Raw genomic sequence first — 12192 nt, 5'->3', positions numbered from 1 at the left:
CCCGATTTGTCGCCGCCAACTTCATGATCGACGCGGTGGGGGCGGTGGGGTTGGGGCTGTGGTGCTTCTGGGGCGCCCCTGCTCGCGGTCAGCCCGTGGGTTGGTGGAGATCTTGGTAGGAAATGGCCCCTATGAGGGCCATTTCCTACCAAGATCTTTGTGGGTTCCGCTCTGCGGGACGGCGATCCCGGGAAGTGGGCGGTGGGCGGGGCGGCCGGGGTCAGGGGGCGGTGAGCAGGGCGATCAAGGTGTCGCGGGCGGTACGGACTGCGGCCCGGGCCTCCTCGGTGTGGTCCAGCGCGTCGAATCCGTGCTGCCCGTTCGGCACGTCCACCACGCACAGCGGGATGCCGCGCCGCCGCGCGACCGCAGTGAACGCCTCGACGGTGGGGGCGACCTCGGGCCGTTCCCGCCCCGCCCGGGTCAGCACGAGCGTCGGCCGCGCCGCGCCCTCCGCATGCGCGGCGTCGACGTTCGCGGCGTCGGGAGAGGTCGCGTCCGGCCGGGTGGGGTCGACGCCGGTGGAGGCTGCGTCCGGCTGCGCGGCGTCGATGTCGGCGTCGTCGGGGGAGGCGGTGCCGGACGGAGTGGCGGCGTCCGGGTCTGTGGGCAGGTCGAGGGCGTCGACCGGGCGGAAGCGCGGGTCCACCGGCGGCCATCCGGGCAGCGGTGCCAGCAGCGGATACGTCGCCGCCACGCCGCGCAGCCAGGCGGGCGGGTCGCGGAGCCAGTCGCCGATCAGCAGGCCGGCGCCGGAGAAGAACCACAGGCCGATCCGGTCGGCGTCGACGCGTGGGTCGGCGCGGAGCAGTTCGGCGGCGGCGGCCACCCGGGCGGCGACCGTGTACAGGTCGTCCGGGCTCGCCACGGTGAGCCGGGGGATCGCGGCCAGCACGCCCGCCTCGGCGAGCAGTGCGCCGTAGCCCCGGTAGAGCGGCCAGTCCCGCGCGTCGGGGGCCTCGGGCGGTCCCGGTACGCCGTGTACGACGACGACCGCGGGATGCCGGCCGTCGCCGGTGGGCACGTGCAGGTCGACGTCGCCGTGCCGCTCCACGGCGGCGGGCGGAGGATCGAGGACGAACGGGCTCTCCCAGAAAACGGTTCCCATCATTGCGATGGTAGGAGAATCCGCCGCCCCCGACTGTCCGGTCAGGACGAGGAGGCCTTGGCGTGCCGCTCGCGCAGCCGGTCCCGGATCTCCTCCGGGGTGTACGCCCGGCGCCGCCGTTCGGCCCGCGCCACCACCACGCCGGTCGCCGCGACGCCGGCGAGACCCGCGAGACCGAGTACCTTCCACCACCGCATCCGTTGCCGCATCCGCATAGGGTAGTCCTCCATGAGCATCAGCCTGGACGAGGCCGTGGAGCTGATCCGCACCGGCGATCTGTGGGTGTTCCGCGGACGCAGCGTGCCCGACCGGGCCATCCAGCTCACCACGAACAGCCCGGTGAACCACGTGGGCATGGCCGTGGTGCTCGACGACATGCCGCCGCTGATGTGGCACGCCGAGCTGGGCCGTTCGCTGCCGGACATGTGGACCGGCACGCATCAGCGCGGCGTGCAGCTGCACGACCTGCGCGACGCGGTCTGCGTCTGGGCCAACCGGTACGGCCAGCGGGGCTGGCTGCGCCAGCTCGAACCGCCGGCGGACACCGCGATGGAGGAGGCGGTGCTGCGTACCGTGGCGCGTCTGGACGGGACGCCGTTCCCGTCCACCGCGCAGCTCGCCTGGCGGTGGGCGCGGGGCCGGCTGCCGCATCCGCGCCGCCTGAGCCTCGGCGGCCTCCGGGGCGGGACCGGCGACCGGAACCAGCTCGGCATCCTGAGCAGGATCATCGACAGGGGCGAGACCGGCAGCCAGGGCGGGGCCGGCGAGACCGGCGGCCGAGGCGAGACCGGCGGCCAGGGCGAGACCGGCGACACCAGCAGGGAGAACGCGGCGGCGCTGGAGACGGCGTACTGCGCCGAGGTCGTCGCCGTGACCTACGAGGCGATGGGTCTGCTGCCCGCCGGGCGGCGGCCCAACTGGTACGACCCGGGGCGGTTCTGGAGCGGCGACGACCTGGACCTCAGCGGCGGCGCGCACCTCGGCGCCGAGATCGAGGTGCGGATCCCGCCGCGCTGAGGAAGGTTTGCCGCGAGGGCGCGCCGGTAATGAGGAGCGTCGTGACGGCTTCCACCGACCTCGACACGCTCACCGACTTCTTCGACCGGTACGGCGTGGCGCTGACCACCGCCGACGTGCCGGCCATCGCCGGCTGCTACGCCCTGCCCGGGCTGGTGGTCGCCGACACCTACAGCTTCTCGTTCACCTCGCCGGCGGCGGTGGCGCTCAGTTTCGTCGGCGCCGCACCGGACTACCAGGAGCGGGAACTCGTCGCGGCGAACGCGCAGATCGAGGACGTGCAGCAGATCTCGGCGCTGCTCACCGAGGTGGCGGTGCGCTGGGAGTTCCTGGACAGTCAGGGCCGCGCGGTCCCCGGCGAGCGATACCGCTATCTGCTGCGCACCACCGAGGACGGCCCGGTGATCTGCACCGTCATCCGTACCGCCTGATCGTGGTGGTGCGGCGGCCGGCCCGCGTGGCCGGCCGCCGCACCGACTGACGTCAGCGGTGGTGGGCGCCGGCCCAGCGGTCGGCCTCGGGGGCCGGGTGCAGGCCGGGCTCGTGCAGGCCCTCCTCGGTGACCTGGCCGATCCGGCGGTACGTCTCCGGGCGGCTGGTGCGCAGGATCGCGCCCCAGATCAGGCCGACCACGCCCGCCGCCACCGGGATCGCCGGGAGCAGCCACTTCAGGTAGCTCGCCGTGTCGGGGGCGAGCAGCGCGTCGAAGTTGAACAGCAGCACCAGCAGCACGGCGGTGAGCAGGACCGTGCCGAGCGCCGGGGCGATCGCCCGCTGCCACGCGCTCTCCGGGCCCTGACGGCCCCGGAAGAAGCCCACCACGGAGGCCGAGGTGAGCGTCATCAGCAGCACGACGCCCACCGCGGCGGCGCCGGACAGCCAGGTGAACAGGTCGATGACCGGGTCACGGCCGGTCATCGCGAACGCCAGGAACACCACCACGGCGAGGACGCTCTGCACCAGCGAGCCCGCGACCGGCGCGCCGCTGCGGCTGGAGGTGGCGCCGAGGAATCCCGGCAGCACCCGCTCCCGGCCCAGCGCGAACAGGTAACGCGCCACGCCGTTGTGGAACGACAGCAGGGCGGCCAGCACGCTGGTGATGAACAGGACGTTCGCGATGTCGGCGACGACGGCGCCGGTGTACTGGTCGAGCGCGCCGAAGATGATGCCCGGACCCGCCTCGGCGCTGGCCGCCGGTGCGTTCTCCGGACCGGTGAGCACGGTGAGCGCCCAGGCCGAGAAGGCGTAGAACAGGCCGGTGAACGCCACCGCGATGTAGGTGGCCCGGGCCACCGTGCGCCGCGGGTCCTTGACCTCCTCGCTGTAGATCGCGCCGCTTTCGAAGCCGGTGAAGGAGGCGATGGTGAACGCGAGCACCGCGCCGAAGCCGGCGCCGAACAGGTGGCCGGGGCTGATGCCGGCGGTGGTGACGGTGCCGCCGTCGGGGTTGGCGAAGGCGACCAGGTCGAAGATCAGCACGGCTACGCACTCGAGGATGAGCAGGACGGCGAGGACCGTGGCGTTGAGGTCGATGCGCAGCACACCGAGCGCGCCGATGAACACCCAGGCCAGCAGCGCCCAGACCCACCAGTCGAGGCTGATGCCGGTCTTGGCGTCCATGAAGTCGCCCAGGATCGCACCGAGCAGGCCGTACAGACCGATCTGGATCGCGTTGTACGCCGCGAGAGCGACCGCCGAGCCGGCCACCCCGCCGGCCCGGCCGAGGCCGTTGGCGATGTACGCGTAGAAGGCGCCCGCGTTGGCGACGTACCGGCTCATCGCGGCGTAGCCGGTGGCGAAGACGGCCAGTACGGCGGCCAGGAGCACGTATCCGAGCGCGGCGCCGATGTTGCCGCTGACCGCGTACATGGTGGTGACACCGCCGCCGAGAACGGTCAGCGGGGCGGACGCGGCGACGGTGAAGAAGACGAGGTGAGCGGTGCCGAGACGACCGCGGCGCAGCCCACCGTCGGAGAAGAACGGATCGGAGGACAAGGCTTCTCCCGGGGAGGGGGTGAGGGGATTGATGTGTCTACTTCGGAACAACCTGAAGCAGGGTATTGGTGATCACGTATCGTGACAACCCCGCTTCGATATCGATTGGGGTGCGCCTGAACGGCCGGAATTGAGCTGTGCGTGGTCATGCCGTACCGTCCCGTGTCGACGATCACGGCCACCGTTCGAGGATGGACCATGACCTACCCCGGGGCGCAGGCCACTTACCGGCTTGCGGATGCGCTGTTCCTTATCGGACACGACGAGTTCACCGGCAAGCCACACGTCGCGGTCGACCGGCTGGAGTGCGGGCTGGCCGGCGCCGCGCTCGCCGAGCTGATGTTCGAGGGCCGGATCGCCCTCGACGGAGGGGGGATCGCCGCCGTCGATCCGCGGCTGTGGCAGGAGCCGCTGACCGACCTGCTGATCACCGAGATCCTGCGTCGCGAGGGGGCGCATCCGGCCCGGCTGTGGATCCGCTACCTGCGGACCCAGCTCAACATCAACGAGCGGGTGGGCACCCGGCTGGTCACCGCCGGTGTGCTCCGTCGTGAGCAGGGCAAACTGATCGGCCGTACGGTGCGCTGGCCGGCCATCGACCCGAACCAGGCGGCCTCGCCCCGGGTGCGGCTGACCGCGATGCTGATGCACTCGTCCCCGGCCGAGCTGGACCCGGGCACGCTGCTGCTGGCGACGCTCGCCGAGGCGGTCGGCCTGGCCGCGCACATCTTCGACCCGCAGGTGGCCACGCGGATGCGCGACTGCCGCCGGTTCCTGCCGGCTCAGCTCGAAGGGCTGCTCGCCGCCGTCGTGGGCGCGCTCGACGTCACCACCACGACGGTACGGCGATGACGTCCCGCCCCGGGCCGAGCCGGGGCGGGACGGTGCCGGTCAGGACGGGTCGCGCCACATCGGGTAGAGGCTGGGGCCCTCCGGCAGGTCCAGCGTGACCGGACGGCGCCGGAATCCGAGCCGCTCGTAGAGCGCGGCGTTGCGCGGCGAACTGGCCTCCAGGTACGCCGCCGTGCCGGCCTGATCCAGCTCGGCCAGCCTGTGACGCAGCAGCGCCGACCCGACGCCCTTGCCGTGATGGTCCGGGTGCACCCCGATGAAGGGCAGATACCAGTGCGGCTCTGCGGGGTGCCGGGCGCTCATCATCTCGTCGAGCGTGCCGAACCGCTTCATGGCCTCCGCGCCGATCGCGGCCTCCAGCCCGTCGAACTCGCCGCCGTCCTCGGCGTCGTGCCCCTCGCCGGTGGGCAGCCAGAGCGTGGCGCCCAGCCCGTCACCGGCGACGTACACCTCACCGGTGCGCAGCGCCAGCGCGACGAACGGTCCGAAGAAGGCGCGATGGACCGACGCGCGGTGGCCGTCGTCGGGGAAGACCCAGCCGCTCACCGGATCCCGCATGAACGCTTCGGCGAGAATCGCGGTCACGACGGCGGCGTCCGCCGCGGACGCCCGCCGGATACTGTCCTGCCACTCAGTCACTGGCCAACCGTCCTACCGGCTCGACGAGCCATTGTGGTCATTGATCGGCGTGCAAGGTATCAGGTGCCAACGCCGTGCGGCAGACCCCGATCTCCGGCGCTCGCCGCGACCCGTCCCGGGTGGCTACGCTGGCTCGGACCCCGACAGGAGGACCATGTCCCGCACGCGCCGCCCCGGCCCGCAGCCCGGAGCCGCCATGACCTCGTCCCCCTGGATCCTCGTCGCCGCCGGCGTGGTCGTCATGGTGGTCCTGCTGGTGGTGGCGCTCGGTTCGGTGCGGGGCCGCAGCACGTTCCCGGCGGCCGGTCCGCCGGATCCGCTGATGTCGCTGCCGGGCATGCCGTTGACCCCCACGGAGGTCGGCGCCACCGGTCCGTCGCCGGTCTCCGCCACCGCCGCGGTGGTGCCGGGCCTGTCGCCCCGGTCCACCGTGGTGCCGGCCCGGCCGACGCCTGCCGCGCCGACTCCCAGCCCCAGGGGCGTGGCCCGGCCGGTGCTGCCCCCGTCTCCGCCGCCCCCGCCGCCGTCGGCGGTGACCGGCCGGTACAGCGTGATGAGCTCCTTCGACGGCGGCTTCATCGGCGAGGTGCTGCTCGTCAACACGGCGCGTACGCCGCACGGCTGGACGGTCCGCGCGACGTTCCCCGGTGGCCGGCTGGTCACCGCCTGGGTCGAGGGCGCCGAGCAGGGCGTGTTCGGCTTCGACGACGGCGTCTTCACCTACCGCAGCGGGTTCGACCTGGCCCCCGGGCAGTCCCTGCCGGTGCGGTTCCACATCGAGCGGGCCGGTACCCGGCCGCTGAGCTGCACCGTCGACCGCTCGCCCTGCGCCGAGCGGTAGTTCCGGCGCCCCGGACCGGGGCCGGCGTCCACGTCTCTTCTTGCAAGCTGTCTGCTTTGTTGCGGCAGTGTTTGCAAGGTATTGCAGAATGTTTCGGCAAGGGCTAGCGTGCGGGCGAATCAGCGACCAGAGAAAGGCCGTCGATGAAACCCCCGCCGATATCCCCCAAGGCGCTGCTCGCCCTGGTCACCTCCCTCGTACTCACTCTCGTCGGCGTGCCGGTGGCCCTCCACCAGCTCGGCGCCGACGCCACCCGCCCGGCCGCCACCCCCGACGTCCTGGCCGCCGGCAACGCTCCGCAGTGGAACCGCGAGCCGTCCCCCGACGCGCTGCTCAAGGCCGGCACCGGCACCGCGAAGGCGGAGCAGTTCTACTTCGTCCTGCCGGACCGGTTCGCCAACGGCGACAAGCGCAACGACACCGGCGGCCTCACCGGCGGCCGGCTCGCCACCGGCCACGACCCGGCCGACAAGGGCTTCTACCACGGCGGCGACCTCAAGGGCCTGATCGACCGGATGGACTACATCCAGGGGCTCGGCACCACCGCCATCTGGCTCGCGCCGATCTTCAAGAACCGCCCGGTGCAGGGCACCGGCGCGGACGTCTCGGCCGGCTACCACGGTTACTGGATCACCGACTTCACCCAGGTCGACCCGCACTTCGGCACCAACGCCGAGCTCAAGAAGCTGGTCGACCTGGCCCACCGCCGGGGCATCAAGGTCTACCTCGACATCATCGTCAACCACACCGCCGACGTCATCCGGTACGCCGAGGACAAGTACGGCTACGTGGACAAGAAGACCGCGCCCTACCGCGACGCGCAGGGGCGGCCCTTCGAGGACCGCAACTACGCCGACGGCACCCGGAGGTTCCCGGCGGTGAACTCGACGTCGTTCCCGTACACCCCGGTGTTCGCCACCCCGGCCGACGCGAAGGTCAAGGTACCGGCGTGGCTGAACGACCCGACCATGTACCACAACCGCGGTGACTCCACCTTCGCCGGGGAGAACAGCGAGTACGGCGACTTCTTCGGCCTCGACGACCTGTGGACCGAGCGTCCCGAGGTGGTCCGCGGCATGACCGACATCTACGCCCAGTGGATCGGCAAGGCCGGCGTGGACGGGTTCCGCCTCGACACCGTCAAGCACGCCAACCTCGACTTCTGGCCGCAGTTCGCGCGCGGCATCGACGCCGCCGCCGCGAAGGCCGGCAAGAAGGACTTCTTCATGTTCGGCGAGGTCTACAGCGCCGAGCAGGAGATCCAGTCCACCTACGTGCGGCAGGGCGGACTGCCCGCCACGCTCGACTTCTCGTTCCAGGAGGCGGCACGCGGTTACGCCGCCGCCGACGGCTCGGCCAAGTCGCTCGCCGACGTCTACGCCAAGGACGAGCTGTACTCCGCGCGGGACACGAACGCCAACCGGCTCACCACGTTCCTGGGCAACCACGACATGGGCCGGATCGGCTCGTTCGTCGCCGCCGCCGGCGGTGACGACGCCGCCCAGCTGAACCGCAGCAGGCTCGCCCACCAGCTCATGTTCCTCACCCGTGGCCAGCCGGTCGTCTACTCCGGCGACGAGCAGGGCTTCACCGGACCGGGCGGCGACAAGGACGCCCGGCAGGACATGTTCGCCTCGCGGACCGCCGACTACCTCGACGACGACCTGATCGGCACCACCCGCACCCACGCCGCCGACCAGTACGACACCCGTCACCCGCTCTACCGGACCGTCGCCGAGCTGGGCGAGCTGCGGACGGCGCACCCCGCGCTGCGCGACGGCGTGCAGGTGACCCGGTACGCGGCCGACGGGCCGGGCGTCTTCGCGTTCTCCCGCGTCCTGCCGTCCGACCGGATCGAGTACGTGGCCGCGGTGAACAACGCCGCGACCCCGCAGACTGTCACTGTGGACACCTGGTCGGCCGGCGCCCGCTTCACCGGCGTGTACGGCGGCGCCGCGGGCGCGACCGCCGGCGCGGACGGCAAGCTGAGCGTCACCGTACCGGCCATGTCGGCGCTGGTGCTGAAGGCCGACCGGGCGATCCCGCAGGCCGGGGCACCGAAGATCACGATCACCGAGCCGGGCGACGACCCGGTCCCCGGCAAGGCCGCCGTCACCGCCCAGGTGACCGGCGACCCGCTCGCCACCGTCACGTTCGCCGCCCGGGTCGCGGGCGGCAAGTGGACGCTGCTCGGCACCGCGCAGCGTGCGCCGTACACCGTGCACCACGACCTGACCGGCCTGCCCGGCGGCACCCGCGTGGAGTACAAGGCGGTGGTCCGCGACGGCAAGGGCCGCACCGCCACCGCCCGCGCCACCGGCACCGTCGGCACCCCCGACCAGGGCGAATCGCGGGACTGGGCGATCGTGCACTACCAGCGCCCGGCCGGCGGGTACGACGACTGGCGGCTCTACGCCTGGGGCGACATCGACCCGGCGTACGTGACGCAGTGGCCCGCCGGGCAGCCGTTCGCCGGTGAGGACTCGTACGGCCGGTTCGCCTGGGTCAAGCTCAAGCCCGGCGCGAAGACGGTCGGGTTCCTCGTGATCGACGGCGACGGCAACAAGGACGTGGCGAACGACCGCACCATCGACGTGACTGCGACCGGCGAGGTCTGGGTCAAGCAGGGCGACCCGGCGGTCCACCCGACGCGGCAGGCCGCCACCGGCGAGCCCGACCCGCCGGTGGCCCAGGACACCGCGCTGATCCACTGGCGCAAGGCCGACGGGAACTACGACGGCTGGGGCCTGCACCTGTGGGACGGTGCGGCCACCCCGACCGACTGGGCCGCCCCGCTCAAGCCGGAGAAGATCGACGCGTACGGCGCGGTGTTCCGGGTGCCCCTGGCCGCCGGGGCGACCGGGCTGAGCTACATCATCCACCGAGGCGACGAGAAGGATCAGCCCGAGGACCAGCGGCTCGACTTCGCCGGTGCCGGGCGCGAGGTGTGGCTGCTCGCGGGCGTGAAGGGCCGGCTGCTGTCGACCACCACGTCCGGCGCCGCCAAGGACCTCGACCTGACCAAGCAGAAGGCGCAGTGGATCGACAGGTCCACAGTCGCCTGGGCGACCGGGCCGACCGACGGCAGGCGGTATGCGCTCGCCGTCGCCCCGGCCGGCGGAATCGGCCTCGCCGACGGCGAGCTGACCGGCACGTACACCACCATCGGCCTGCGAGCCCAGCGCAACGGGCTGACCGAGGCGCAACGGCAGGCGTACCCCCATCTCTGGGCCTCGCGCGCCTTCACGCTGGACCGCGCCGACCTGGCCAAGGTGCCGGCGGCGCTGCGCGGCCAGATCGTGGTGACCGAGCGGGACGCCGAGGGCGTGCTGCTCGCCGCCACCGGCGTGCAGATTCCCGGCGTGCTCGACGACGTCTACGCGGCGGCGACCGGCGCGAAGCTCGGCCCGACGTTCGCCGGCCGGGTGCCCACCCTGGCGGTGTGGGCGCCGACCGCGCGGACCGTGTCGCTGGAGCTGTTCGACTCGCCCACGGCCCGGCCGACCACAGTGGCGATGCACCGCGACGACCGCACCGGCGTCTGGTCGGTCCGCGGCACGAAGGCGTGGAACGGCCGCTACTACCGTTACCGGGTGCAGGCGTGGCAGCCGGCCACGCAGAAGATGGTCACCGCCTCGGTGACCGATCCCTACTCGGTGGCGCTCGCGGCGGACTCCACGCACAGCCAGATCGTCGACCTGACCGACCCGGCGCTCGCGCCGGCCGGCTGGGCGAACCTGCGCAAGCCGGCCCCGGTGCCGGCGTCGAAGGTCCAGATCTCGGAGCTGTCGGTACGGGACTTCTCCATCGCCGACACCACGGTTTCCGCCGACCAGCGGGGCACCTTCCTGGCGTTCACCGACCCGAACAGCGCCGGCATGAAGCACCTGCGCAAGCTCGGCGACGCCGGGGTCAATTACCTGCACCTGCTGCCGGCCTTCGACTTCGCGACCATCCCGGAGAAGCGGGCCGACCAGGCCCGGCCGAACTGCGACCTGGCCGCGCTGCCGCCGGACTCCGACGAGCAGCAGAAGTGCGTCGCGGCGGTCGCCGGCACCGACGGCTACAACTGGGGGTACGACCCGCTGCACTACACGGTGCCCGAGGGCGGGTACGCCACCGATCCGAACGGCGCGAAGCGCACCACCGAGTTCCGCCAGATGGTCGCCGGGGTGAACAAGGCCGGCCTGCGGGTGGTCATGGATGTGGTCTACAACCACACCTCGGCCGCCGGCGCCGACCCGAAGTCGGTGCTCGACCAGGTGGTGCCGGGCTACTACCACCGGCTCCTGGAGGACGGGACGGTCGCCAACTCCACCTGCTGCGCCAACACCGCGCCGGAGCACGCCATGATGGGCAAGCTCGTGGTGGACTCGCTGGTCACCTGGGCCAAGGCGTACAAGGTGGACGGTTTCCGGTTCGACCTGATGGGCCACCACCCGAAGGCGAACATCCTGGCCGTACGGGCCGCGCTGGACAAGCTCACGCTCGCCCGCGACGGCGTGGACGGTCGCAAGATCCTGCTGTACGGCGAGGGCTGGAACTTCGGCGAGGTCGCCGACGACGCCCGGTTCACGCAGGCCACCCAGGCCAACATGGCCGGTACCGGCGTCGGCACGTTCAACGACCGGCTCCGCGACGCGGTGCGCGGCGGCGGCCCGTTCGACGCCAACCCGCGGGTGCAGGGCTTCGCCTCCGGCCTCTACACCGACCCCAACGGCGACGACGTCAACGGCTCGGCGGCCGAGCAGCGGGCCCGGCTGCTGCACCAGCACGACCTGATCAAGGTGGGGCTGACCGGGAACCTGCGCGGCTACCGGTTCACCGACTCCACCGGCAAGCGGGTCACCGGGGCGCAGGTCGACTACAACGGCGCCCCGGCCGGATACACGGCCGCGCCCGGCGAGGCGGTCACCTACGTCGACGCGCACGACAACGAGATCCTGTACGACGCGCTGGCGTACAAGCTGCCGCAGGGGACCTCGGCGCAGGACCGGGCCCGGATGCAGGTGCTCGCACTGGCGACCACAGCGCTCGGGCAGGGCGCCGGGTTCGTGACCACCGGCTCGGAGCGGCTGCGCTCGAAGTCGCTGGACCGCAACTCGTACAACTCCGGTGACTGGTTCAACCAGATCCGGTGGGACTGCGCCCAGGGCAACGGGTTCGGCGCGGGTCTGCCGCCGGAGGCCGACAACAAGGACAAGTGGTCGTACGCGAAGCCGCTGCTCGCCGATCCGTCGCTGGTGCCGGACTGCGCGGCGATCGACCTGGCCGACGCCCGGTACGCGGAGCTGCTGCGCGTACGCCGGTCCTCGCCGGTGTTCGGGCTCGACACCGCCGAGCAGGTGCAGAAGCGGGTGGCGTTCCCGCTGTCCGGGACGACTGAGACCCCGGGCGTGCTCACCATGACCCTCGACGCGCGAGGGCTGGACGGGACGTGGAAGTCGGTGACTGTCGTCTTCAACGCCACGCCGGAGACGGCGAAGCAGACCGTCACCGGGCTGCGCGGCGCGAACGTGGCACTGCACCCGGTGCTGCGGAACTCGGCCGACCCGGCGCTGCGTACCGCGTCGTTCGACCGGGCCGCCGGCACGTTCACCGTGCCCGCGCGCAGCGTGGCGGTGTTCGTCCAGAGCTGACCCGCACGGCCGACCGGCCCCCTGCCACGTCACGTGGCAGGGGGCCGGTCGCGTACCCCGGGCCGTCAGGTCAGTTGAAGCAGTCCTCGACGGTGTTGGCG

General features: G+C 72.3%; 9 protein-coding genes. 5 read left to right on the top strand and 4 right to left on the bottom strand.

Annotated elements, in window-relative coordinates; all coding sequences use genetic code 11:
* Window positions 1-220: 220 nt before the first annotated feature.
* Both IRY44_RS30325 and IRY44_RS30320 read right to left on the bottom strand, forming a co-directional pair.
* Entirely contained in the window at window positions 221-1108 is an 888-nt protein-coding gene (locus IRY44_RS30325) for a hypothetical protein (RefSeq protein WP_228533116.1), read from the bottom strand.
* Window positions 1109-1149: 41 nt separating this feature from the next.
* Window positions 1150-1338 (bottom strand): hypothetical protein, encoded by a 189-nt coding sequence (locus IRY44_RS30320; RefSeq protein WP_141708223.1) that lies wholly within the window; start codon window positions 1336-1338, stop codon window positions 1150-1152.
* On the opposite strand from IRY44_RS30320, the gene IRY44_RS30315 reads away from it, so the two are divergent.
* Window positions 1337-2125 (top strand): hypothetical protein, encoded by a 789-nt coding sequence (locus IRY44_RS30315; RefSeq protein ID WP_194803554.1) that lies wholly within the window; start codon window positions 1337-1339, stop codon window positions 2123-2125. The two genes, IRY44_RS30320 and IRY44_RS30315, sit on opposite strands and share 2 nt — an antisense overlap.
* Before the next feature lie 41 nt (window positions 2126-2166).
* The gene (locus IRY44_RS30310; RefSeq protein WP_194803553.1) at window positions 2167-2556 is read left to right on the top strand and encodes a hypothetical protein; all 390 of its coding nucleotides are present in this window, start codon (window positions 2167-2169) and stop codon (window positions 2554-2556) included.
* 52 nt (window positions 2557-2608) lie between these two features.
* Here the strand turns inward: IRY44_RS30310 and IRY44_RS30305 are convergent, their stop codons facing one another.
* On the bottom strand, window positions 2609-4120 hold the full coding sequence (locus IRY44_RS30305; RefSeq protein WP_194803552.1) for an APC family permease: 1512 nt from the start codon (window positions 4118-4120) through the stop codon (window positions 2609-2611).
* 198 nt (window positions 4121-4318) lie between these two features.
* Here IRY44_RS30305 and IRY44_RS30300 point away from each other — a divergent pair, with 198 nt between their 5' ends.
* The gene (locus tag IRY44_RS30300) at window positions 4319-4972 is read left to right on the top strand and encodes a GPP34 family phosphoprotein (RefSeq protein WP_128137146.1); all 654 of its coding nucleotides are present in this window, start codon (window positions 4319-4321) and stop codon (window positions 4970-4972) included.
* A gap of 39 nt (window positions 4973-5011) precedes the next feature.
* On the opposite strand, the gene IRY44_RS31445 is transcribed toward IRY44_RS30300, so the two are convergent.
* Window positions 5012-5611 (bottom strand): GNAT family N-acetyltransferase, encoded by a 600-nt coding sequence (locus IRY44_RS31445; protein WP_194803551.1) that lies wholly within the window; start codon window positions 5609-5611, stop codon window positions 5012-5014.
* A gap of 196 nt (window positions 5612-5807) precedes the next feature.
* Between IRY44_RS31445 and IRY44_RS30290 the strand changes: the two genes are divergently transcribed.
* Both IRY44_RS30290 and pulA read left to right on the top strand, forming a co-directional pair.
* Window positions 5808-6452 carry a cellulose binding domain-containing protein gene (locus tag IRY44_RS30290; protein ID WP_228533114.1) on the top strand — a complete coding sequence of 215 codons (645 nt, stop codon included), beginning with the start codon at window positions 5808-5810 and terminating at the stop codon, window positions 6450-6452.
* A gap of 143 nt (window positions 6453-6595) precedes the next feature.
* The gene (gene pulA / locus IRY44_RS30285; RefSeq protein WP_194803549.1) at window positions 6596-12091 is read left to right on the top strand and encodes a pullulanase-type alpha-1,6-glucosidase; all 5496 of its coding nucleotides are present in this window, start codon (window positions 6596-6598) and stop codon (window positions 12089-12091) included.
* Window positions 12092-12192 lie beyond the last annotated feature (101 nt).

It is taken from the genome of Micromonospora sp. ANENR4, assembly GCF_015354395.1.
Lineage (GTDB): Bacteria > Actinomycetota > Actinomycetes > Mycobacteriales > Micromonosporaceae > Micromonospora > Micromonospora aurantiaca.
This window is presented reverse-complemented; position numbering and strand designations above follow the sequence as displayed.